At 36.3% G+C, this 25,759-nt stretch carries 20 protein-coding genes; 2 read left to right on the plus strand and 18 right to left on the minus strand.

Annotation, left to right across the window (positions count from 1 at the left end):
- Positions 1–35 precede the first annotated feature (35 nt).
- The 5 genes from ACPDG9_RS05735 to ACPDG9_RS05755 form a co-directional block, all read right to left on the minus strand.
- A complete protein-coding gene (locus ACPDG9_RS05735; protein WP_430526801.1) occupies positions 36–266 on the minus strand; it encodes a hypothetical protein in 231 nt (76 codons plus the stop codon).
- 27 nt (positions 267–293) lie between these two features.
- Positions 294–1,535: an MFS transporter gene (locus ACPDG9_RS05740; protein ID WP_430526802.1), complete on the minus strand. Its 1,242-nt coding sequence runs from the start codon at positions 1,533–1,535 to the stop codon at positions 294–296.
- A 296-nt stretch (positions 1,536–1,831) separates the two neighbouring features.
- Positions 1,832–2,077: a hypothetical protein gene (locus ACPDG9_RS05745; RefSeq protein ID WP_430526803.1), complete on the minus strand. Its 246-nt coding sequence runs from the start codon at positions 2,075–2,077 to the stop codon at positions 1,832–1,834.
- A 7-nt stretch (positions 2,078–2,084) separates the two neighbouring features.
- The gene (locus ACPDG9_RS05750) at positions 2,085–3,464 is read right to left on the minus strand and encodes an MATE family efflux transporter (protein ID WP_430526804.1); all 1,380 of its coding nucleotides are present in this window, start codon (positions 3,462–3,464) and stop codon (positions 2,085–2,087) included.
- A 141-nt stretch (positions 3,465–3,605) separates the two neighbouring features.
- Positions 3,606–4,481 carry a PPK2 family polyphosphate kinase gene (locus tag ACPDG9_RS05755; protein ID WP_430526805.1) on the minus strand — a complete coding sequence of 292 codons (876 nt, stop codon included), beginning with the start codon at positions 4,479–4,481 and terminating at the stop codon, positions 3,606–3,608.
- 62 nt (positions 4,482–4,543) lie between these two features.
- Here ACPDG9_RS05755 and ACPDG9_RS05760 point away from each other — a divergent pair, with 62 nt between their 5' ends.
- The gene (locus ACPDG9_RS05760) at positions 4,544–5,383 is read left to right on the plus strand and encodes a DUF6929 family protein (RefSeq protein WP_430526806.1); all 840 of its coding nucleotides are present in this window, start codon (positions 4,544–4,546) and stop codon (positions 5,381–5,383) included.
- Between the two features lie 23 nt (positions 5,384–5,406).
- On the opposite strand, the gene ACPDG9_RS05765 is transcribed toward ACPDG9_RS05760, so the two are convergent.
- The 7 genes from ACPDG9_RS05765 to ACPDG9_RS05795 form a co-directional block, all read right to left on the minus strand.
- On the minus strand, positions 5,407–6,615 hold the full coding sequence (locus ACPDG9_RS05765; RefSeq protein ID WP_430526807.1) for an ABC transporter permease: 1,209 nt from the start codon (positions 6,613–6,615) through the stop codon (positions 5,407–5,409).
- A complete protein-coding gene (locus tag ACPDG9_RS05770; protein ID WP_430526808.1) occupies positions 6,605–7,771 on the minus strand; it encodes an ABC transporter permease in 1,167 nt (388 codons plus the stop codon). Before ACPDG9_RS05770 ends, ACPDG9_RS05765 begins: the two co-directional genes overlap by 11 nt.
- 13 nt (positions 7,772–7,784) lie before the next feature.
- Positions 7,785–8,771, minus strand: coding sequence for an HlyD family secretion protein (locus ACPDG9_RS05775; RefSeq protein WP_430526809.1), 987 nt, complete (start codon positions 8,769–8,771; stop codon positions 7,785–7,787).
- A 12-nt stretch (positions 8,772–8,783) separates the two neighbouring features.
- Positions 8,784–10,178 carry a TolC family protein gene (locus ACPDG9_RS05780; RefSeq protein ID WP_430526810.1) on the minus strand — a complete coding sequence of 465 codons (1,395 nt, stop codon included), beginning with the start codon at positions 10,176–10,178 and terminating at the stop codon, positions 8,784–8,786.
- A gap of 267 nt (positions 10,179–10,445) precedes the next feature.
- On the minus strand, positions 10,446–12,077 hold the full coding sequence (locus tag ACPDG9_RS05785; RefSeq protein ID WP_430526811.1) for an ABC-F family ATP-binding cassette domain-containing protein: 1,632 nt from the start codon (positions 12,075–12,077) through the stop codon (positions 10,446–10,448).
- 87 nt (positions 12,078–12,164) lie between these two features.
- Positions 12,165–12,923 carry a hypothetical protein gene (locus tag ACPDG9_RS05790; RefSeq protein WP_430526812.1) on the minus strand — a complete coding sequence of 253 codons (759 nt, stop codon included), beginning with the start codon at positions 12,921–12,923 and terminating at the stop codon, positions 12,165–12,167.
- A 60-nt stretch (positions 12,924–12,983) separates the two neighbouring features.
- Entirely contained in the window at positions 12,984–13,742 is a 759-nt protein-coding gene (locus ACPDG9_RS05795) for a response regulator transcription factor (protein ID WP_430526813.1), read from the minus strand.
- 448 nt (positions 13,743–14,190) lie between these two features.
- Here ACPDG9_RS05795 and ACPDG9_RS05800 point away from each other — a divergent pair, with 448 nt between their 5' ends.
- A complete protein-coding gene (locus ACPDG9_RS05800) occupies positions 14,191–16,281 on the plus strand; it encodes an outer membrane beta-barrel protein (protein WP_430526814.1) in 2,091 nt (696 codons plus the stop codon).
- A gap of 57 nt (positions 16,282–16,338) precedes the next feature.
- Here the strand turns inward: ACPDG9_RS05800 and trpB are convergent, their stop codons facing one another.
- The 6 genes from trpB to ACPDG9_RS05830 form a co-directional block, all read right to left on the minus strand.
- Positions 16,339–17,520 (minus strand): tryptophan synthase subunit beta, encoded by a 1,182-nt coding sequence (gene trpB, locus ACPDG9_RS05805; protein ID WP_430526815.1) that lies wholly within the window; start codon positions 17,518–17,520, stop codon positions 16,339–16,341.
- A 365-nt stretch (positions 17,521–17,885) separates the two neighbouring features.
- Positions 17,886–18,536 carry a peptidoglycan-binding protein LysM gene (locus ACPDG9_RS05810; RefSeq protein ID WP_430526816.1) on the minus strand — a complete coding sequence of 217 codons (651 nt, stop codon included), beginning with the start codon at positions 18,534–18,536 and terminating at the stop codon, positions 17,886–17,888.
- Between the two features lie 286 nt (positions 18,537–18,822).
- Positions 18,823–20,682: an ABC-F family ATP-binding cassette domain-containing protein gene (locus ACPDG9_RS05815; RefSeq protein WP_430526831.1), complete on the minus strand. Its 1,860-nt coding sequence runs from the start codon at positions 20,680–20,682 to the stop codon at positions 18,823–18,825.
- 86 nt (positions 20,683–20,768) lie between these two features.
- Positions 20,769–21,890, minus strand: a complete 1,122-nt coding sequence (locus ACPDG9_RS05820; RefSeq protein WP_430526817.1) for a metallophosphoesterase — start codon at positions 21,888–21,890, stop codon at positions 20,769–20,771.
- Between the two features lie 128 nt (positions 21,891–22,018).
- Complete coding sequence (locus ACPDG9_RS05825) at positions 22,019–24,979, minus strand: sensor histidine kinase (protein ID WP_430526818.1); 2,961 nt, start codon at positions 24,977–24,979, stop codon at positions 22,019–22,021.
- Positions 24,976–25,737: a LytR/AlgR family response regulator transcription factor gene (locus ACPDG9_RS05830; protein ID WP_430526819.1), complete on the minus strand. Its 762-nt coding sequence runs from the start codon at positions 25,735–25,737 to the stop codon at positions 24,976–24,978. The genes ACPDG9_RS05825 and ACPDG9_RS05830 overlap by 4 nt, the downstream gene beginning before the upstream one ends.
- Between the last annotated feature and the right edge of the window lie 22 nt (positions 25,738–25,759).

The raw sequence follows: 25,759 nt of genomic DNA on the forward strand, positions 1-25,759 counted from the left end.
AAAAAAAGAAACAAATCATAAAAAAATCCGATGTGTTAATTCGCATCGGATTTTTTTATTTTTTCTATCGTATCTCTTGAAACGATTGTTTGTTTTTTGTCCGTATGATAATACAGCTGAGGGTTTACTGTGTCTTGGTAACTTGCGACACTCGTCATATACTCCTCTGCATAAGATCCTCGTTGTTGCACCATTTCTCCTTGCGTTTGACAGGAAGCAAACGCCCCCACTAGTACGCTAATACCCAAAAAAGAATATATTTTCATCTTGTTATTTTTCAACAAGATACAAATTTATTCTTCTCGAAAGATAACTTTTTTCATATTCGGTAAAAAGCAGGCAATGATACCAATGAGTGGTAAATAAGCACATACGCTGTAGATATATTCAATTGAGGTGTGATCAGCCCACCAACCTAAAAGCGCAGAACCTAATCCCCCCATTCCAAAGGCGAAACCATAAAATAATCCAGATACCATCCCTATTTTCTTCGGTAACAATTCTTGTGCATATACTAAAATAGAAGGAAAAGCAGAAGATATAATAAACCCAATAACAACAATTAAAATACCTGTCCAAGCTAAATCTACATAAGGCAACAGCAACGTAAAAGGCGCTGCTCCAAGCACAGAAAACCAAATAATGTATTTACGACCTACCTTATCCCCTAAGAAACCGCCAATTAACGTTCCCATAGCAACAGCAATTAAGAAGTAGAACAAGTAGACTTGTGCTTGAACTTCTGTAATGCCAAATTTATCCATGGTATAGAATTGGAAATAACTAGAGATACTCGCTACATAAAAATATTTAGAGAAGATCAGGAGTAAAAGCACAACAATAGCACTATTCACTCTAAATGCGGATAATTCTGGAATTAATATTTTCTTTTTCTGCTTAGTTGCTGCATGGCTTAACACTCCTTTATACCAAGTTCCAATGGCGTAGTAAACAAATTGGGCGACAAGGGCAATGGCAACAAACCAAAGCAACTGTTGTTGTCCTGTTGGCAAAACAATCCAAGCCACTAATAAAGGAGCTAAGGCTGTACCCGTATTTCCTCCAATTTGGAAAATCGATTGGGCCAAACTTCGTTTACCACCGGAAGCCACATAGGAAACACGCGATGATTCTGGATGAAAAATAGACGATCCTATTCCAATACAAGTCACCGCAACTAATACCCAGATATAACTTGGAGCAAAAGCTAGTAAAATCACTCCTAAAGTGGTACATAGCATCCCGTAAATTTGAGAATAAGGTTGAGGCCTTTTATCCGTATAATTTCCTACTAAAGGCTGTAAAAGCGAGGAAGACATTTGATAAAAAAACGTAATCAATCCAATTTGTGCAAAACTTAGGTTATAGTTTTCTTTTAACAAAGGATACGTTGCAGGAACGACCGCTTGTAGTAAATCGTTGCATAAATGGCCAAAGCTAATGGCTAATAAAATTGGATAAACAGTTTGATGTGAGAGCGTTTGTTTATTTACTTTTTCCAACACTTTGTGCTGAATACTTAAAATTTTGTTCATACCCTAAATTTGAAGTACACAAAGGTAGGGATTTTTCGTTCCTTCTTTCTCTTTTAGCCTTTCAAAATAGCATTACTGCTAAAAGCGAACTATTTTATTAGCAATGATTTTAATAGTTAAAATAATACACCAAATAAAGCAGCTAAACGCATTATTTGCACCGAAACGCTACAGTGCCAAAACGAAAAAAAGCAATAAAAGCAGCTGTAAAAATCCTTTTACTCCGAGATAAAAACAAAAAAACAGCGGTTAAAGAGCATTCTTTACCGCTGTTTTTTCCTTTATTCAAAAAGAGATTAGTCTTCTAACTCTTCTGATTCTACATATCTTGTCATTTCTCTTTCGTAGAACTCTCCGGCTTGAACCACTAAAGCTTCCATTTCGGCTTCTACTTCTGATTCTTCTGACTCTTCAATTGTTTCTAAAAACTCAATCTCATCTGTATTCAAGTTGATGATGAAACGAGGAAACTCTAAGTGGATAATAAATATATCATCTAAATGATCTGTATTATCAGCTAAAACAAACTTTGGTAATTGCATTATATAGTTAATTTAAATTATTAGTAATCAATCGATTGGAAATTTGATAAAAACGAGCGTACAACAGAATAGCCGCTGCGGTTAATCCGGCGAGTAATCCAATCCAAATTCCTGGAGTTCCTATACTGGTATACAAACTTAAATAAATAGACAAAGGAAACCCCACTACCCAATACGAAATAAAAGTAATCACCATTGGCACGTTTACATCTTGCAAACCGCGTAAAGCACCAAGTGTTACTACTTGCATACAATCTGAAATTTGAAAAACAGCAGCTACCAATAACAATTGTCCAGCTATTTGAATCACTTCTTCATTCATCAAGGCATTAGCTGCATCTTTGGCATCTAAGAACAGTAAAGGAATATAGTTATGGAAGACAACAAACAACAGTGCAAAGAGAATGTAAATCCCCAAAGCCATCAACATGATTGATCTCGCCACCGTTCTCATGTGTGTATAGTTCTTCAATCCCATTTGATTGCCGACGCGAATTGTGGCGGCTACGCCTAGCCCACTAGCAAACATAAACGTCATCGAAGACATACTTAGTGCAATTTGATTAGCTGCTTGAGAAACGGTACCCAACATTCCTGACAACCAAACAGCTCCTACGAACAAGGCAACTTCAAAAAAACTCATTAGCCCAGAAGGCACGCCTATTTTAGTAATCTGAGACAAAACACTTTTTTTAATTTCGCTCAAACTTAACTTATTCATAAAGGGTTTAAACATGTCTTGTCTTTTCAAGGCAAAATGCATGTATACAATCATAACTACGCGCGAAATCAACGTCCCATAAGCTGCACCTAACATCCCCAACGTAGGAAAAATCCAGATTCCGTAAATAAGTAAATAGTTGAACAACAAGTTTACTCCATTACAGATTAACGTTGCGTACATAGAGTTTTTTGTTTGTGATTTACCATCTGCGAACTGCTTATAGCCTTGGTACATTACTAAGGGAATAATAGACAGAGCAACAATATCTAAAAAGGGTTTTGCCAATACAGTAACTTCTTCTGGTTGTCCCATATAAACCAAAAAAGGTTTAGCAAAAAAGATAACTGAGAACAACAAAACACCTACTACGGTACACAAGAACAGTCCGTTGACAAAAGTTGATCGTCCACCTTCTAGATCGTGGGCTGCATCGCTTTTTGCAACAAATGGGGTAATAGCAGTAGAAAAACCTACCCCTAAAGAAATAGCAATAAACACAAAACTATTCGCCAAAGAAGCGGCAGCTAGTTCTGTTGGTCCAATTTTACCAACCATAATATTGTCAATCACTCCAACCACAGTATGTCCTAACATGGCTAAAATAATTGGATAGGCTAATTGAACATTGTATCGAAACTCTTTGATATAGATAGAAAGATTCATGTACTAAAAAATTTGTGCAAATATACAGACTTGAAAACGAAAGAATCTGCAAGCTTAACAAATTCTTTGTAAAGAATAAAGAAACAAACACTACACACCTTCAAATACTTGCATAAAAAAAAGGAGTTTCCTCCTTTTCTTTTATGGCTCATTGAGCAATCGCTCTCTATATTTAGATAGGTTATCCTTAATATGATCGGGCAATTCTGGCAAGCGAACATCGGTTAATTGTTCCGTTATTTCCAATAAAATACGGGCAAAAATATAGCGACACAACGCTTTATCATCTGCTGGAATCACATACCAAGGGCATGCTTTTGTTGCTGTTTTCTCAATGACCTCTTCATAACACGCTTGATATTCATCCCAGAACTCCCGCTCTCGAACATCTTCAGGCGCAAACTTCCAATGGTGTTTCTCTTTCCCTAATCGACGTAAAATACGGCGTTTTTGCTCGTCTTTCCCCAAATGTAGGAAGAATTTAAGCACCACGACTCCATTGTTACTAATATGCTCTTCAAAACTGCTGATCTCCTTATAGCGTTGCTCCCAAAAGGATTCATCGAGCTGATCCGTATTCGTAACTTGTGGTAGTCGCTCATTTAAAACAATTTCTGGATGCACCCGAGAAACAAGTACATTCTCATAATGTGTTCGATTAAAAACGGTAAATTTTCCTTTCTCCGGTAAAGCAATATAGTGTCTCCATAAATAATCGTGCTCCAATTCTGTAGCTGTAGGTTTCTTAAAACTCTGAACGACTACACCTCTCGCATTGAACGACTTAAATACTTCTCGAATTAAGCTATCCTTCCCTGCAGTATCCATTCCTTGAATACAGATCAAAAAACTATAGCGGTTATGGGCATACATCAATTCTTGAAATTTACTCAAGTTCCTACTTACTTCTTCTAATTTGCGTATGGCTTTTTTAGGACTCATCTCAAAATCGGGAACCGTCGCTAACTTTGCTAGTTTCGTTTTCCCTATTGCTTTATATTTATTTTCAAAACTCATATCAATTTAATTCATTAAGTAGTTCGGATGTATTAAATTTATAAAATTCAATTTAAGTAACCATGAGAAAACTGACTTTAGAGTTTCTATACCACATTATCGGATTAAGTGCAGCTTCAGGTTTGTATTATGCAGAGGAGCAGCTTCATTTAATTGCAGATGATAGCAGCTATTTATATCACTACGATATTTCTTCAAAAGAATTGCGAAAAACGCCCCTTACGGAGGATTATATTGGGCAGGAACACATTGCAAAGGCAGAGAAACCAGATTTAGAATCAATGACTTTTGACGGGATTAATTATTACTTATTTGGATCAGGTTCAAAACCCAACCGAACAACGTTGTATGAAATCCACCAAATGACCAACGAGCCTGTCAGTCAGCAATCCTTAGCTCTTTTATATGAATCAATGAAAGCTTTTGCTCATTTAGACGATGCAGATTTCAACATTGAAGGTGTGGTTTACGACAAGGAAACTTGGTACTTTTTCAACCGCGGAAATGGTCCTAAGCAACAAAATGGCGTATTTGTCGTAACAGGAGAGAGTATCTTAGATAACTTCAGAATTACCTATACCCCTTTCAAATTGCCCAAACTAGACAACGTACAAACGGGATTTACGGATGCTGTTTTGGTAGATAAAGAGCTGTATTTCATTGCAACAGCAGAAGATTCGGGTTCCACCTATGCAGATGGTGAAATCAAAGGCTCTATAGTAGGAAAGATCAACACCAAGAAAATGAAGCTTGAGAAAACGAAGACCATCAGTACAGATCAAAAATTCGAAGGAATAACGATTTACAAAAACACGAAAAAAGAAGTTTCCTTCTTTTTATGTACAGATCCAGATAATCCAGAACTACCAACTGCAATTTATCAACTAACCATACAAAAATAGGATCGCAAGGCGATCCTATTTTTTTATATCTCTTGGGAAGTTACTTCCCCTTCTTTTCTTCTCAGACGCCAATTGGTCCAAACTGCTAACATAAAATAGAAAAGACAAACCAGCCACATTTGCATAAACAGCTCTTTAATATCTTGTAAAGAAGCGCCAAATTGTGTCAAAGCAACAAATCCTTTGGTTCCTATAGTTGAAGGCACAAAGAAGGACACAACCTTAATTGCTGTTGGGAAGGCTGTTGTTGGCCAAGACAATCCCGTCATCAATAAAGTAGGTATTGAAAACAACGTAATAGTCATAATCGAATCCTCTCTGTGTTTAAAGCAATTCGCTAGCGTCATTCCCAAAAAAGAAACGGCTAATAAGAATGGAATTAAAAACAAAGTGACCTCAATTAAATTCCCTCGTTGTGGAAAAGTAAACAGATGCATTACTACACCAAGCACTAGCCACATCATCAACATAGACAATAGCAGGTAAGCTAAACTTCTTCCTATCGTTAAAAAGAAATTTGAAAATCGTCCCGTCGCGTAGGCAAAGGCTTGACCAAATCTTCTATTTTCGCGCAATGTACCCGCTAAAATTCCCATTCCATTCAGTTGTAAAGTCTGAATAGCAATTAAAAAGACAGCAGGCATCAAAAAGGTAGCATACCCTCCATTGATATTGAACAGCGGTTTAGCTGTGACATCGAAAGGACGTCTTGTCGCGGCAGCTTGTTTCATTGGCATTCCACCCGCCATCATTTTATTCACCTCAACCTGTCCGCCTAACGTACCTGCCGTAACCATAACAGCCCCTAAGGTTTGCTTGTAATACAACATATAAGAAGCATCACAGTAAGCGCCTAACGTCGGTACTTTACCCTTTTGTAAATCTCGACCAAAGTGCTCGGGAATAACGATGATTCCTTTTATTTTTTCTTGATAAAAAGCCTCTTGAGCCACATCCATACTAGCTGTACGCAAATCAACTTTCAATTGAGGCGTAGCGTCGAGCATGCGATCAATTTGAAAACTCATCTTCGATTGATCTTGATTGACAATAGCCACAGGTAATTCCGTAATCACTTCTTTCGAATAAACATAGGAATACACAAAAGCAACCAGGAGAACACAGACAATATACGTAATCACAATCGCTGAGTCCTTGAAGATCATTTTGATTTCTCTTTTACAAGACTCCGTAATCAAGGCGCAATTTTCTATAAATCCTCTAAGCATCATAGCCTCCTTTCTGTAATTTTTTATAATAAAACGGAATACCTATCAACCCTAAACAGATAAATACAGCAAAAGCAATTAAATATCCCGCTTGTTCTGCGTTGAATGAAATACCGCGAATCGCGTAATTCACTACAAAACGCATATAGGAGTGAAAGGGGAATACGTAGTTTACGCCACGTACAAATCCGCTCATTCCTTCGGGAGGGAAAGTATACCCTGCAAAAGAGAAGGCTACAGCAGCATAAGCACCTCCTATTGTTAGCGCAATTCTCAAGCTGTTCATTACTGAGGCCAAAAAGAAGCCCATACTTTGACAAACTAGGATAAACAGGAAGAAAAAGGCATTTAAAACAAAGAAATTTCCCTTAAAAGGCATACTTAATTCATAGAATACATAAGCATTCATATAAAACCCAAGCACCATAAATACAACTGTATAAGGTAAGATTTTAGCTACTGCTACCATCCAAACCTTATTGTTCGTACGTTCTACTAATTCTTGTCCTTTTCTATATTTTAGATCTACGCCAAAAACGTAAATGGAAACAACCAGCATAATAATTTGCAAGGCCATCGGCATAAAAGCCAACCCTAAATAATATTCATAACTGGTGTAGGGATTAAATAGCACATGTTCTTCTACTTTAATCGGAGCTACAGCAGCCAAAGCTTGAGGAGGAGTTAAACCTCCTTGCTCCAATGCGATCGTACGGACCCCTGCCGCAAGATAACCCGCTGCTGTCTGAAAATCGCGCTGAATTAAACCAGCAGGTAGTAAATACTGCCCGTTATAGTAACAAGTTACATTGGTTTTCACTCCTTTTTGTACGTTTTTCTGAAAGTCTTTAGGGATAATAATCAAGGCAAAGGAATCTCCTCTACGCACCGTTTTTTGCCCTTCCAATTCATCGTTTACTTCATAAACGATTTGCATAGCTGAACTAGCATCAATAAAACTTGCTAGTTTACGTGAAGTACTACTTTTATCTAAATCGAGAATTGTTACAGGCAGATCTCGAGAAACGCCTTCTCGCAACAAAGCCCCATAGTATAGAAATAGCAACAAGGGAATACCGAGAATCAACACCAAAATACGAGGTGTTGTCAGCATTCGCTTACACTCTTCTTTCAATAGGGATAAAAAACCTTTACTCACGTTATTTGTATTTTTACTTCAAACTACTTTCCACTACTAAAGCACTCATGCCAGGTCTTAGTCCTTCCACTTGCTGTGTAGGATAAGCCTTGATTAAAAAGGTTTTCATATCAAAATCACCTTTTGCTTTAGTTGCGCTCCATGTAGCATAATCCCCTTGAACGGCAATATATTGTACTTCTAATTCAATTTCTTGATTGCCTAGTGCGGGAATCTTCGCTTGAAACTTAGTATTCATTTTGAACTTGCTCATTAAATCTTCGCGAATATTAAAGTTTACCCAGACATCGTTTAAATCAACTAAGTTGACAATCGGATAGCCCGAATTAACAATTTCACCTTTGTTAGGCATAATGGTGTAAACCTCTCCCGCCTGTGGTGACTTTACCGCACCTTCACCTTTGTAGATTAATACTTCTTCTACAGCACCTTTTGCTTGGTTAAACACCGCTAAAGCTGCTGCTTTATCTTCCGTTCTCGCTCCACTTTTTGCCATTTGATAGGTTGCGTGTGCCGCTTTTTCTACTTCTTGAGCAGCGGTATATTTAGCATAGGCTTCGTCTTTTTGCTGAGCGGGAATTACTTTTTCTTTGTACAAGTTTTCTACCCTTGCATACGTTTTTTGCGCAAAATCAGCTCCTGCTTTCGCCTGTTGCCACATATTATACGCCGCCTGAATTTCTTCTTTTCGCGCTCCTGTATTTGCTTTTGCATCTTGTGCCTGAGCAGCGGCTTTTAAAGCCTCTACCTGCTGTAATTTCGCATCTATCTCAGGGGTACTAATCTGAACCAATACTTGCCCTGCTTGTACCTTATCCCCCTCTTTGACTAGAATATCATCAATTCTCCCAGGAATCTTAGACGATACATTGATTTGAGTTGCATCTACTTGTCCTTGAATATAGCTCTCTTTTGGCGCACTCATATACCAAATAGAAACAGCGAAAACAATCGCTACAACGCCAATTCCAACAATAGCACTTATTACTTTATTTTTCATTTTACCTTCAATTTATTTTGCAAATTGGACAAATTCATTACTCAATCCGGTGTATTCAAATAGGGAAGCTACATTCGCAACATAATTAAAATGCGCCTGTAATTTTTTCAGCTTGACAACAGACAAATTTAATTCAGCGTCTACCACTTCTGTTGAAGTAGCAAATCCTTCTACAAAAGCTTTGTTTCTCACTCGGAGATACTCCATTGCCATGGCTTCTTGTGTCGTTAAGCTTTCGATTTGTTCTTGTTGTTTTTGAATATCTTGATACAGCTTCGCTACTAACATTTTAATATCAGACTTAGCCTTCTCTTCAAAGAGTTCTACACTTTCTCTCGTCGCTTTAGCTGCGCGGATCTCATTTTTATTTTTAAATCCTTCAAACAAGGTATACGTAACACCAACCCCAATAGTCCACGGTTTGTTGTTATCATATAGTACGTCTAAACCACTAATTGGATTATTATGTGCTAAAATCGTTTGTCCAAAGGCAACTACCGTTGGATAGTTTGCTGCTTTTTTTGCTTTTACACCTTGATCGGCTAATTCCTTTTGCAAGGCTACTTTTTGCAAGGCTGGATAATGCTCGGTGGCGGATATTTGGTAGTAATCTAATTCTTCTAATCGAGGGAGTACAAAAAACTCACTGCTTAAATCCGCAGTTACCTCTTCTACTTCCATCGTGTTAGCTAAGGCTAATCGCGCTAGTGATGCGTCTTTTTTTGCCGCTTCAAATTCGCGATTTGCATCAGAAACAGCTACATCTGCCGCCATGCGTTGCACCGGAGCAATCATGCCGTTTTCTTCTAATTTCAAGGCATCGCGTTGGTGTTTTTGCATACCCGTTAAAACCTCTTGACGCACGAGTAAGGCGCGTTCTGCCAGTTTGACCGTATAGTAGCGAACCGCTAATTCAGATATTAATTTGTGCTTGGCTTGCGCTAAATCTTTTTCGCCAATTTCACTTTTTAACTTTCCTGCTTTTACCGCAGCATTAATCTTTCCTCCAGTAAACAGCGGCCAAGTAGCCATAAAACCGCCAAAAGCCATATCGCGTTTATTGAAATCTACCGACCAATTCCCTAGTACTTCTGCATTAGGTAAATGCACAAAATCTCCAACTTGATTGCGCAGTCCATTAAAATCTAATCCCAAAGAACGATCCATGTAAATACCCATACCGAAAGCTTTAATTGAAGGAGCACGCAACCCTTTCATGGCTTTCCATTCATATTGGTGAACTTCTTCTTGTTTTTCCATTGCCTTTATCAAGCTATTCTCCTCATTCATCACGTGCATTGCCTCAGCAAAAGACAAACTTTGTCCATAGCTAATTCCAGACATAGAAAAATAAAGCACAGTTCCTCCGATAAGCAGAAAAAAACGTTTTAAGTTTATTCTTTTCATTCACTTAATGTTGTTAATTACACCTAAATGCTTCAATAAATATACGACCTTTTTCATTTTATGAAACATTATTTTCATTCGTTTTACAAATATAATACTATCCTCCGATGGAGAAAGAAAAAGAGTGCTTCTTTGATTCGTACAGCTTCTAAAAATCTTTTATAAACAGTAAAAAAAACAAACTCCTTCTCTCAAAAAACTTAACAAAACACATGCCAGCCAGTTTTTTAGGAGAAGGAGTTTTAAAAAATATGCTTTTCGAAAGTTTTATTTTTCGATCTCGTGTAAGCTTTCCATCTTTTTATGCGCTAAGAATCCTTTGATATCTTCGAAGTGTTCTTTGACGCGTTTATTGCCAAATTCAAATACTTTTTCAGCCAATCCATCTAAGAAGTCACGGTCGTGTGAAACTAAGATCACTGTTCCTTCAAAATCTTTTAATGCCGCTTTGATAATGTCCTTGGTTTTCATATCCAAGTGGTTGGTTGGCTCATCGAGGATTAATAAGTTATAAGGTTCTAGTAATAACTTCACCATGGCCAAGCGGGTTTTCTCTCCCCCTGAAAGTACTTTTACTTTCTTCTGAATATCATCGCCAGAGAACATAAAAGCACCTAATATATTTTTAATTTGCGTGCGGATATCTCCTTCTGCGATGCGATCTACTGTATCAAAAATAGTAATCTCTCCATCCAATAAGGAAGCTTGATTCTGGGCAAAATACCCCACTTGTATGTTGTGTCCCAATTCAATGGTTCCCGTATAATCAATCTCTTTCATAATTGCTTTGATCATCGTTGATTTCCCTTCTCCATTCTTTCCTACAAAAGCAACTTTTTGTCCGCGCTCTATCACTAGATTTGCGTCCCTAAACACAACATGATCCCCATAGGTTTTACCCATTTCAGTAATGGTAACAGGATACTGACCTGAACGCGCAGCAGGAGGAAATTTTAAACGAAGAGCAGAATTATCTACCTCATCCACTTCAATGATTTCTAATTTTTCCAACATTTTCACCCGTGATTGTACTTGCAACGTTTTTGAATACGTTCCTTTAAAACGCTCAATAAACTCCGTAGTTTCAGCAATCATCTTTTGTTGTTCTTCATAGGCTTTCAACTGATGTGCTCTACGATCTTGACGCAATACGAGATAATCCGAATATTTCGCTTTATAATCGTAGATTTTCCCCATGGTTACCTCGATTGTTCTGTTGGTAATATTATCGACAAATGCACGGTCATGGGAAATGACCATAACCGCTTTGGCTTGTGTCAACAAAAACTCCTCTAGCCATTGGATACTTTCGATATCCATGTGGTTGGTCGGCTCATCGAGTAAAATTAAATCGGGTTTTTGCAAGAGGATTTTAGCTAATTCGATGCGCATTCTCCATCCACCACTGAACTCAGACGTCGGGCGAGTAAAGTCTTCACGTAAGAATCCCAACCCTTTCAATACTTTTTCTACCTCTGCTTCGTAGTTTACTTCCTCGATGGAGTAAAACTTCTCACTTAGTTCCGATACACGTTCAATTAACTTCATATACGCATCACTTTCATAATCCGTACGTACCGTTAGCTCTTCATTGATTTGCTCAATTTCATTCTTCATCGAAAAAATTTGTGCAAACGCTTTGGATGTTTCTTCAAAAACCGTACAATCATCCGCAGTTAATAAATGCTGTGGTAAATAAGCAATTACGGCTTCTCTTGGTGCAGCAACAGACCCTAACGAAGGTTTGTCAACCCCTGCAACAATTTTGAGCAAAGTAGATTTACCTGCACCGTTTTTTCCCATTAAGGCAATTTTGTCATTTTCATTAATGGAGAAACTCACGCCACTGAAAAGCGTTGTACTACCAAATTGGACCGCAACATCATTAACTGTTATCATAGTGTAATTTTATTAAAACAGGTGCAAATATAGTATTTGTTTGTTTTGGATGGGGATTTTTTATTTAATGTAAAAAATCAAATAATATTAATTATTCGATTTGTGTAGATTAATCTTTTTTTTCTTATTACTCATTAATTTTAATTTCAGATCATTCAATCGATTACAAATTAAATCACATCTATCTACTTCTTCAAATACAATTAAACGAGAATAATAATATAAAACCAAACAAAAGAGAATCAAGACTAAAGCAAATGCTAACAAATTAACCACCATAGTTCCCTCCGTATTCTTTTCAATGACAGCAGTCCATATTGCGCCTAGAAAAAGAGCACAAATAGAGCTTATCACAATAAAAAATTTCTCTTTTTTTATACGTGATCTCTTTTCAACACCACGTAATTTCGATTCAATTTCAACCAGCAATCCAATACTTTTCTTAGTACTCTTTACTAAAAGATTGGATTTGATTAATACATAGTGAAACTTATCTAATGCTTCATACTTTTTATCTAAAGTCACCCAATTTGCTTGTAATAAATCTCTATTAGTAATGACACTTCCCTCTTTTTTAAATCGAAGTGCTTTTTTAAAATGAAATGTATAAAAAACAAGACAAAGTATGAGTGTACTACTCAAAACAATAATGAGTATGCTTGTTTCATCAAGAAAAAAGGAAGATAAAATAAAAAACAAAATTGGTCCTCCTATGACAATTCCCAATAGGGTTCTTTTCATCTTTCTTTTCAATAATTCAACCTCTTCATTTGTAGTGTTTAAATAAAAGGCTGTACTATTTATATGGCATTGCTTAACCATTGCATACAACAAATTCTCATTCATATATATTAATTTAAAATTACGTATTAACAGGTACTTAAGGAATAGAGTAAACTAGTTACTTCAAACCAGTCTATTTTGCATGACATACATAACCGCTTCTGTCATCGTTTTAACACCGAGCTTATCAAATACATTTCTCCGGTGAAATTTCACTGTCCCAAATGAAATAAAAAGCAGCTGAGAAATCTCTTTCATCGTATAGCCTCGAGCTGCTAGACGAATAATATCTTTTTCTCTAGCTGTAAGACATACCTTTCCTTCTTTTTGCCAAAAACCTCCTTTCAAATTATACGTATACACTATTGCATCTCCTTTTGTACTAATCTTTATATTTCCAGGATTCTGTGCTTGAGATAAAGAAACTACACTTATTGCTTTTCCTATTTCTCCCTTATCATTTAAGAATAAAGGAATTGTTTCTTGATGTACTAAATTGCTACTCCCTTGTTGATCAATAAGATGAAAATCGCATGAAATTGCATATTTCTTTTTTCTCTTTAGTGCATAGCAAGTAAAGAAATCCATCCAAACTGTATTAATTTTCAAAAGTAGATTTAAATCCGCTTTGGCTACATATTTTAAGTAGAAGTCAAACCCCATCTTTTTTACGGTTTTGGCGGAATGTCCACAGAGAAACAACGGGTTATTAGAAACATATTCAAATACTTTTTTCTGATAATCAACAACATAAATAGTGTTGCAAGTCATTCTTGACAACGCTTTAATTGTCTTCAAATGCACAAATTCTTGTTTTCCTATTTTAATTAATGGTTCATTAAACCCATTCTCTATGTAAAAAGTATCTTGAATCGGTTTCATCAATAACGTTTTTTTTATTTAATGAAATAAATTTAGTTGTTATTTAAACTAAAAAAAACTCGCATTCTTTGCATCTTATAACTAAGAACTAATAATATGTGAAGAGCATCATTAATATTTAATTTTATACGATGAGGTTCTAAAATGATAGCTTGAAGTAACAAGTCGAATTCTTAAATTCTCTCCTCCCATTTCTCCCTCGAGAATTCATTTCTCCTAAAAACCATCCTTTTGGATAGGTACAACCTATTAATCAACCTATTACTTTTAAAAAAGTTAAATACACATATCTAAAGAATCAGTTATATACTACAACATTAATAAAACTAAATATCCAATCGATTTCTTTAAACTACCGAGTATTTAACTAATAATTTAAATGAGCGATGCATCTGTGTTGCAAGATTTGAAAGATCTAGCTTGCAAGAAAAGGGCAAAAATTAAAACTATGAAAAAGAAATTTACCTGCATTTTTTTGTTATTAAACCTATTATCCTTTGGGCAAACAGCAATTGGGCAAGACACTATAGTAGTTACAAATGAAATACAAGAAATTACAATTCCAGTACCACGCAAAAAAAAATATATAGACAAAACAAGTTACACATTCAACCAAGAAGCTATCGAAAAAGCTCGTTATGCCAAAGATTTACTTCTCACACTTCCCGAATTACATCTTGATCCTATTTCAAATACAATAGTTAGTATAAAAGGAGCTACAACCTTACTTCTAATTAATGGAATTGAAGCTACAGACTTACAAATTCGCTCCATAAAACCCGAATCTGTAATACGCGTAGAATATTATGATATTCCTCCTACTCGTTGGGAAAATCGAGCAAACCAAGTAGTAAACATCATGACTCGAAATCCAGAGCAGGGTTATATGTTTGGAATAGAAACCACCTCTGCCTTGACAACAGGCTTCTTAAATGGATCCTTATACACCAATATCACAAAAGGTAAAAATAATTTCGCTTTAGAATACTACATCTATTTCAGAGATTATAAAGATCGAACTTCAGTCAATAAATATGAGTATGATTTAAATAAGGTTCATTACACAACTAAAGATGAACGTAAGGAATATTTTGGATATACCGATCAATCAGTTACTTTACGTTATACTAATCTGGAAACAGACAACTATGTATTTCAATCTAAATTAGACCTAAATTTGAATACTAGCTATGCTTATGCCCATGGAATTAATCTAGTGCAACAAAATGATATAGTTGCTAATCACCTTTTATATAATCATTCCAATACGAATTACCTAAAACCAACTTTAGATTTGTATTATGCTAAAAAAATCAAGGATAAGGATGAATTTATTATCAATGTTGTAGGTTCTACTTTTACTACTAAGAATAATGATAGCATTAGAGAATGGATTGCATCTAATAACGTTGAGAAATATAACTATTCAACTCTTTTAGAAGCTGATCAACAAGGTTTCGTAGGCGAAGTTACTCATGGTCATCAATTTGAATTAGGCAAATTAACTTCAGGTTATCGATTTTCATATCAAACTGTCAAAAACAATCTACTCAATTTAAATGGTTTCTCCACCAACACAGTAAACTATTCAGAACACTATTTATACACTGAGTTTTCTGGTAAAACAAACAGCTTCATGTATCGATTAGGGGTAGGTCTAACCAATAGTAATAACAAGAATAGGGATGTAAATATCAATACTTGGACGCCAACGCCTAAATTAGTTATTGGATATGAACTATCAAAGCATCATAGCTTAAAATTGTCAAGCTCCTATAGTCCTTTACGACCATCAAGTTCTGCTCTAAGTAGTAATATCATACAGCTTGTGGAACATATAACTCAAACTGGAAATCCACACTTAGTTATTCAAAAATCATTTACCAACAATTTAATTTATTCTTTTCATTCAAAAAATTTAGAGCTTACACTGAATGCTTTTTTCACTTACACGACTAATCCTTATAATCAATTATACAGAGAAGATTTGAAAGAAGGAATTGTAAGAGGTTACAAATTAACGTATGAAAATGCCATACACGCACAAAAGCATGGTGTACAATTAACAGGTAGTATTCAACCCTTTGGCACTGATATTCTAACTTTTAAAATTAATCTTACCCCTACTAACCAAAGATTTAAAACAAGTGATAGTCGAGTTTTAAAACATGATTACATTGAAAATTATTTCATTGTGTCTTCTGTTTACAAGAATTTTAGTTTGGACTATCAATTTAATATCCGTTACTACAGTTTACAGGGGGCTCAATTATATTCGCAAGAAAATACAAGTGACCTCTTTTTAAGTTATAAACACAACAATTGGAAATTCTCAACAGGCATTTACTGGTTAGGTATGCCCGCTACTTACAAACAAAATACATTGGATAAACAGTACGTCAATTATATGCGTATTGGAAAAATATGGGATAATAGTAATATGTTTATTCTAAGCATTAGTTACGATGTTAGAGCAGGAAAAAAAAACAAGGTTAATCGTACAATAGAAAATCAAACAGATAAAGCCGTTACTTTTTAAAAAACATGTTTATCCATCAAAAAAGCCCACTCCTACGTGGGCTTTTTCCTGAAAAAACTACAACTGAAAGTAGTGAGTATAATTTTGTAAATCCTTATCCCCCCTACCGGAAAGGTTTACGACTACTATATCAGTTGGCAAAAACGTTTTATGTTGTAGAGCAGCCAGTGCATGTGAACTTTCAATAGCGGGAATGATTCCTTCTAATTTGCACAAGTTCAGGCCTGCTTCCATCGCTTCAGCGTCTTTAATGGCGAAGAATTCTGCTCGATTTTCTTGTTTCATGAGGGCGAATAGTGGACCAAAACCAGGGTAATCCAATCCGGCAGAAATCGAATACGCCTCTAAAGGTTCACCTGTATCATCTTGCATGAATAGTGTTTTACTTCCATGCAATACACCTGGTTTCCCAATAAATGAAGTAGCTGCGGTTTGCTTGCTATCTACACCTAATCCTCCTCCTTCTGCAACGATCAACTTCACGCTTTCTTCTTCTAAGAATTCGTAGAACGCCCCTGTTGCATTACTTCCTCCCCCAACACTAGCAATCACATAATTGGGTTTATCTACCCCTTCTTTCTCTAACAGTTGCTTTTTAATCTCTTTAGAAATCACCGATTGAAAACGCCCGACCATATCGGGATAGGGATGTGGTCCAACAACAGACCCAATTAAGTAGTAGGTATCTTCTGGGTTTTCAATCCAGTAGAGCAAAGCCTCATCCACCGCTTCTTTTAAGGTTTGCGTTCCTGTTTTTGCAGCGCGAACCTCAGCGCCTAACATTTTCATACGCGCTACATTGGGTGCTTGACGTTCAATATCTGTAGCTCCCATGAAGACCACGCATTCCATTCCTGCTAAAGCGCAAACAGTAGCTGTAGCAACGCCGTGTTGTCCTGCACCCGTTTCGGCAATGATTCTCTTCTTCCCTAAGCGTTTAGCCACTAACACTTGACCAATGGTATTATTAATCTTATGCGCACCTGTATGGCATAAATCCTCTCGTTTTAAATACACTTTGGTGTTGTATAGTGCGGATAGTCGTTCTGCAAAATAAAGCGGCGTAGGACGACCTACATAATCTGCTAATAGCTTTTGATACTCCTCTTGAAAGGTTGGCTCTTCCATAATTTCGACATACATCGCTTGTAGTTCCGCTACAATGGGTTGTAAAATTGGAGGGATAAATGCTCCCCCAAAATCGCCGTAAAATCCAGCTTGATTCACTTGATACTTCATATTCGTTTATTTTAGATTCTTGATTACGTTGAAAATTTAGGGCACAAAAAAAGGGCTTGTCGTGATGACAAGCCCTTAGAGGTGTAGGAATAATATACTCGTTCCGTTATATTTTTACTTCATACATACCAATAGCAGGACAGCTCACGACATCTCGACGTAAGTTGCTCCACCACCAATTATTTGCATGTATAAAATTCATTTTTCTCTGTTTTGAAGGTGTAAAGGTAGAGATTATTTTCTATCTACCAAATAAAATGCAAAATCAGTAAGATTTTAAAACTTGATTTTTCTTTCGCCCCTTGCTTTGTTCCCAAGATAACAATAAAAAAAGGCTGCCTACTTGTAGACAGCCTTTTATACTTTTACAGCATTACTAATGCATTTTTTTCTGGATCAATTTCTGAAACATCATACCCGCTAAATTTCTTTAAGTAGGTTTTGATAGAAGTTCCGTATCCATCGCTAAACGAATTAGCACCATTACTTTTTAAATACTTTCTCACAGATCCTGCCCCACCTAAGTGTGCAGCAGCTAAAATTCCAGACTCTGTGATTCTGATCCCATCGATTCTTCTTCCTTCGTACGTTTTAATCTCGTTTCTAAGAATCCATTTGTTTTTTGCAATCAAAGCATCAAATGCTTTTTCTTGTAATTGCGGATCATTTAAAAACTCTTCAGAATCAAAAATTCCAATTGATCTTAGAGCTAACCTTCCAAATTGGTACTTACCGATGTAACCAAAAGAGTTAACAATTCGATACAAGCCATTAGATTCTCTTGCACCTAGGGCTTGTTTAAACCCAATATAGGTTTTCCCTGTAAATGGTATTACTGTAGCTTCTGTTGTTTTCACTTCCTTGATACTCTTCTTAGCAGGAAAATGATACGAAAGCTCTTCTGTAGGGACGATTTTATACTGTTCTAAAAGTATGACTTCATACTTTTTAAAACCCGAAAAAACTCCACCTAAAAGCAGTAATAAGCCAATAAAAAAAGAACATTTTTTTCTCATTAAAATTAATTTCTCAAGCCCTGTCACCACTTGAAATTTCACTACGCAAAGTTACCCCCTTTTTTAAATTCGCCTATTTTTTAATCGTTAAATTACATTGCCTTAACCTTCCATTCACACACAAACCTTGATTAACAAAGAGATACAAGAAAAAACTTTAACATTTAAAGCCTTGTAAAATTCTTAAATTTTTGCTATATTTTATACCTTTATTTAGTTTTTAGCACAAAAAAAGAGGAGCTTATTTTTTTTATCGTCCTCTTTTCTTCTATTTTTTGACTCCAAACTACTCCTCTATTTTGGCTGATAATTCAAACCATCTTTCTTCTTTTTCTTCGAGTTCTTTTATTATTTTTTGCAACTGATTTGCTTTGGTTTCAATTTGATCATCGGCAACCTTTCCATCTGCAAATTCTTCTTCTATTTGTCGTTTTTGCTCCTCTAATTTTGCCATTTCACGTTCCGTTTTCTGCAATTCCTTTTGTTCTTGAAAGGTCAATCCGTTTTTTACTTGGTTTTCTTTCCAGTTGTTTTTTTCTTTAGGCGCTTCGTCTTTTAGGGGTTCAATACTATCCTCATAGGCTCTAAAATCAGAGTAGTTTCCAGGGAAATCTTCAATTTCACCTTCTCCTCTAAACACAAATAAATGGTCGACAATCTTGTCCATAAAATAACGGTCGTGTGAAACCACAACTAAACACCCAGGATAATCCAATAAGAAACTCTCCAATACATTTAAGGTTACAATATCCAAATCGTTTGTAGGCTCATCGAGAATCAAGAAATTGGGGTTCTGAATCAACACAGTACACAGATACAAACGCTTCAATTCTCCTCCACTTAACTTTTCAACGAAATCATGCTGTTTCTTGCGATCAAACAAGAAGCGCTCTAATAATTGCCCTGCAGAAATGGAACGACCTTTTGCCAAGGGAATATACTCTCCAAATTCCTTAATCACATCAATGACCTTTTGTTCGGGTTTGATTGTAATTCCTCCTTGTGTGTAATAGCCTATTTTAATGGTATCTCCAATCACAACTTTCCCTGTATCAGGTTTCATGGATTGGGTTAAAATATTGAGGAACGTGGATTTACCTGATCCATTTTTACCGATAATACCAATGCGTTCGCCTCGGTTAAACATATAGTTAAAGTCGTTTAGGATAACCTTCCCGTTGAATGATTTGTTCAACTTGTGTAATTCAACTACTTTACTTCCCATACGCTCCATATTGATTTCAAGCTCAACTTGATGCTCTTTTCTTCTGCTGTGCGCTTTTTCTTTGATTACATAAAAATCATCAATACGAGATTTCGATTTCGTAGTACGTGCTTTCGGTTGTCTTCGCATCCAAGATAACTCTTTGACAAATAGGTTTTGAGCTTTATCGATACTCGCATTTTCAGCGGCGATTCGCTCTTCCTTTTTCTCTAGATAATACGAGTAATTTCCTTTGTATTGGTAGATAATCCCATTGTCTAACTCGATAATTTCATTACATACATTTTCAAGGAAAAAACGGTCGTGCGTGACCATGAACAACGTAATATTTTCTTTGGCAAAGTAATTTTCTAGCCACTCGATCATTTCTAGATCCAAGTGGTTCGTTGGCTCATCTAAGATTAACAAATCAGGTTTATTGATCAGGATAATAGCCAAAGCTAAGCGCTTTTTTTGTCCTCCGGATAGCGTCTTCACTTTCAACTTTAAATCGTCTAATTTAAGTTTGAATAAGATCTGCTTGTATTGTGTTTCAAAATCCCACGCATTGTGGATATCCATTTGTTCAAAAGCACTTTGATATGCTTCTTGATTTTCTGGATTCTCCAACGCTTTTTCATACGCTTCAATTACCTTTAAAATTTCATTATCGGAAGCGAATATACTCTCTTCAATGGTCAGTTCATCTTGAAGATTGGGTTCTTGAGATAAAAATTCCATGCGAATTCCTTTGCGCATTACCACTTGCCCACTATCCGGGTGATCTGCTCCTGTTAGGATTCTCAAAATCGTCGTTTTACCCGACCCATTTTTTGCTACAAAAGCAATCTTTTGATCCTTATTAATACCAAAAGACACATGTTCAAACAAGGTATGTGCCCCAAAAGATTTCGATATATTTTCTACTGATAAATAATTCACTTCACAAAATTTTGACAAAAATAACCTTTTATTCTCCATTAAAAAAAAACCAACGTTTTGCGCGCTAACTTTCTTTTTATTCCCGCTTATGCTTTCTTCCCTCTCAAGGTAACTACTACATATTCCGATTGTGTTCCAATGCGATAGCGTCCGCCCCAGATTCCCAATCCCGAACTAATATAGTACTGTGTATGCTCTTTCTTGAGATAACCATGAGATTGTTCAAACAAATAATCTGTAATCCAAGAAAAAGGCCATACTTGACCGCGATGTGTATGCCCTGAAAACTGAAAATCTACGTGTTGTTCAGCTGCTTTTGCCAAATCATACGGCTGATGATCCAGGACAATTTGTACTTTTGACGAATCGGGTTGCATCAAATCTGACAAAGCTTTGCGATGTGGATTCGATTTATCATCTCTTCCAATAAGCTGAAGTTGTCCTATATTCACTACCTCATCTCTCAAAATAGTGATGTTTGATTCCTTTAAAAAAGCTAAACTCATTTCAACATTAGCCAAATACTCGTGATTCCCCAAGCAGGCATAAACACCATGCTTACTTTTAATCTCGCGAAGCAATTCATCCAACTTATAATAGGTCAATGGCAACAAGCTATTGTCAATAATATCTCCCGCAAAAAGGACTATATCTGCTTCTTGTTGATTAATAAAGTTCACCCAGCGCTTCAATTCTTTACGACTAATTGCATGCCCTAAATGTAAATCACTTAACACAACCATCTTAATCGGTTGATCTAATGGTTTCTCCGTTTCCAATTCAAGGGTAATCACCTTTTTCTTATAGTAATTAAAATTGCCTATCAATGCAATAATAGCAGTACCTCCCACAATAAAAAAAGCGTGAAGCTTGGCTATGGCAAGTCCCTCTGGTCTAATATGTATCAGAGATTTACCAGCGAATACCAAGACCACTTCTCCCAACAAGGCCAATAAAAAAGAATATATAATAAGCATTAACCACCCTGTTCCTACTTTATATAGAATTGCCGCTTCAGGAACGCCTACACGCTTTCTAAATGCAAAAAATAATAGTGGTGAAAGAATTAAAAAAATCACTCCTACAACATACATTACCTGTACACTCCACAGCGCTTGTTCTACTAAAGGATAAACGCGAATACCTAAATATATATTCGCCAAAAAATAGGCAACAAAAATGCCAACAAACAATAGTTTTCCTTTCATATCAATTCCTTATAAATTAAAACGGGGAGTAAGATTCTGTTTCAATTGTACCTCGTTAAAAGCAATAATACAATCCTTTCTCGCTTTTTTCTCTCTTCTTAACAAATAATTGACGAGATCCGAGCTTTTTATCTACTTGCCTCTTTTAAAACCAAGCGAACACGAGTTCCTCCTTCAGTCGCCTCTATACACAAATGTTCTTCTAAATACGCCTGTATCATTTTCATCCGCTCTTTCACCAGATACATTCCCATAGACTCATGGCTGCCTGGCTTGGCACAACCTTGTTGATTGCCAATTCCATTGTCAATCACCTCCAAAACAACATCGTCATTCACTTGATAGATGAGCAGATGAACTTTGGGATGCACGATACTTTCGGGGAAGGCATGAACCAAGCTGTTTTCGACAAAAGGTTGAAGTAATAAAGGAGGAATCATCACTTGATGAAGATTGAGCTGTGGATCAATCGTAACTTCAAGTGTCACCCTTTCATCCAAGCGCATATTTTCTAATTCAAAATAACCTTGAATATAATCGATCTCCTCTTTTAAACTTACCTCTTCCACCATGGATAAATTGAGTGTCTTTCGAATTAGTGAGGCAAATCGCTCAAGATAGTACAGCGCTTCCTCTTCTTTATGTGCGATAATAAAGTATTGAAAAGAACTCAAAACATTAAATATAAAATGGGTATTCAATTGACTCCGAACAGAGAGCACCTTTAATTCAGCTACCTTCTTCTCATAACGCAACTGTTTATCGCGAATGACTTGTTGTCGTTTGATTCGATGTATGAGAAAATAAATGAAGCCAATAACAGCTAAGCCAAGGAGGCTAAAAAACCACCAACTATAATAAAAAGGAGGAGCAATGGTTACCACAAGCAAGGTCTCAACTTGCTCATTTCCACTATCGTAGTCGATAACTTTAATCTCAATAGGATACACTCCTGCATTTAAATAGTTCAAAGCTAGTGAAGGCTGCTCCAAGTCCATCCAGTGTTCCGTAGGCTTTACTCGATACTGAAACTTCAATTTATAGGGGTACTTTGCTCCTAATAATACAAAGTCAATAAAAATAGAGTTTTGATTGTAAGCCAAGTCTAACGTTTTGGTTGTACTGATTGCTTCTTTCTTTACATCGAGCTTTGACTCATTCACTTTAACTGCATCAATCACAAGATTATACGCGATCTTTTTAGGTTTGAAATAGGAAAGATCCAAGGTGTACAATCCAGTATCTGTTCCCAATATCAATTGATCATTGAGGACAGCACTACTCTTAACATTATAATTAGCAAGCCCTTGTTCTTTATTAAACAAAAATACTCCTTTGGGATCTATCACTGTAACCCCTTTACTAGTTCCTATAATAAGTTGATCATCAACATAATGAAGAAAAGTTATTCCATATCCTAACAGCTTCTCTTGCTCAATTTTATAACTTATTTCGGGTTGTGATCCACTAACATCTAAGCAGTAAATATCACCAAAATCGGTGGCTACAAAAAGCTCATGTTCCTTTCCTTTCGCGATAAATTTTAGCCGATTTTCAGTAAAAACACCTTCTTGATATAGGGATCTAAAGCGGTTATTTTCAAAAACATACAAGCCATCTAAAGCACCTGCTAAATACAGTTTTCCCTTTACTTCTACCATATCCACAATATCTCGAGGAACAAAAGCACCATCGGCTCTGTCGAGGTAATCATATTGAAAAGCTGCTGTATTTTTATATAGGCGCACACCACCATAAGGATCGGTTTCAATCAGTTGATTTTGAAAAAAATCAAATTGATAGGTGTGAATGCCCCAATATTTTTCAATTCCTCCTTGGGTATTCAATTGAAACAAACCAATATTTGTACTTACCCAAATTGAACGTTGGTTAGCAATAGCTTTATAAAATTGAACTTGCTCTACGGGGATGCGATGTTCAATTTCAAAAAAATTGTTCTCTCTTGTGGTAACCCCGATAAACGGTTGCTTGTACTGAAGTTGATATGCTTTGAACGTTGACTTGTCAATAGTTCGAATACTATTATTTTGGTGTGCGATACACAATCCTTTGGATCCAAAAACATAAATCGAATCTCCTAGGAGTGTAAGGGCTTCTATAGATCCAAACCGCGGATCAAAGCGCAGAGGAGAATCTAGATCTACTTGAAATAGCCCTTGTTTTTTACTACCTACATATAAAAACTTTCGTCTAGCATCGTAGGCTAAACTGTAAAGCTCTTCATTTTCAATCCCGTACTCTTCGTTGCGTTTATCAATTCCTTGTCCATTCCAAGCATAAATCCCTCCTCCTTCATTGAGTATAGTTGCCCCAACCCAGTACACTTGATCTTCTACTTGTTGAAAAAAACGCGTCCCCTTTACTTTTTTCTTTAGTGGAGGTAGCTCGTTGTCAAACTGGTGAATTTCAATCGCAAATTTCAACCCTAAAAACAAGGTTTGTCTCTCTTTGTCATAGAAAGAAGCTATAACCTCTTTTTCTTCACTCACAGAATGTAACTGGTCTTCTTCAATGCGAAACACACCATGGTTGATTGTTGTAGCAAATACCTGACTACCGATTTGATAAAAACTAGAAACAGAACTTGGCGTATCCCACGTATTTTGAGCGGGAGAAGGTATCACTTTTTTAGTTGCGATATCAATCAGGGAAATTCCCTCAGAAGTTCCAATATACAATTTAGAAGAACTAACAAACAAGCTATTGATCCGCGTTGCTGTTAATCCACTGCTTTCATTAAACAACAGCGTTTCTGTCTTTCCTCTATACAAAACGCCTTGTCCATAACTTCCAATCCAAATCCCTTGCTGATCGTCTTCAACCAGACTTGTAATATTGGTAAACCGCCGTTGAAGAGCTTCTTCATCGATAACAATTTTCCCTTGTTGACGCACACTAAGGCCTGCTCTTGATCCAATCCAAAGTATTCCCTTGCTATCCATCAACAGCACGCGTACATCATTAGCGATTAATCCATCCTCTGTTGTATAACGTTTCGTTACTGTCGACTGGGCAAAAAGAAGAGGCATGGCGAATCCAACAAGTATGAAGATCACCCATCGCATCATAGTTCAAACTCCTTCAATTTCCTCATCTTCGCAGCTGATATCAAAATATCATGCTTAATTTCTTGTTCATTAATAACGATTTCGTCTTTAAAAACAAGGCGGTTTGTTCCATTTTCGATATGTTTGACATGCTTCATATTTACGAGATACGAACGATTTACCCTGCAAAATTGAGCATGTTGTAATTTAGCTGAAACGGCTCCCAAGGTTTTCGAAACCAAGTACTTTTGATCGCGTAGATAGATTTCACAATAATTGTCATCCGCTTTACAATAGACAATTGCATCAACGGGAACTACATCGCGTTTCTGATTGTGCTTAATTAATTTGATAAAAGATTGTTGCCCTTCCTTTTCGACAAATTTGTCATAGGCAACTTGCAAATGATCAACTGCAATGGGCTTTAATAAATAGTGTAAACAAGAATATTTATTTAATACTTCTAATGCATACTGACTATAAGCGGTTGTAATCACTACTTCAAAAGAAAGAGGCGTTTGAAAGTAGTCAAACAAAGCCAAGCCGTTCTCTTTGGGCATTTGGATGTCTAAGAAAACGAGATCAGGGGTATATTGTTCAATCATTTTTACTGCTTCAGCGACCGACTTTGCCGTATAAAACACCAATTTATGTTGTAGCTTAATGCTGTGTTGTAATCGGTATTTTAAAACTTCGGCTACCTTCGTCTCGTCATCTACAAGTAGAACGACTAACTCATTCATAATATAATTCGTTGTAAGGTTGTAAGTTGTATTCATTCCGTGCGCTGCGGTTATTGAA

This window comes from Myroides sp. C6-3 (genome assembly GCF_050522425.1).
GTDB lineage: Bacteria > Bacteroidota > Bacteroidia > Flavobacteriales > Flavobacteriaceae > Flavobacterium.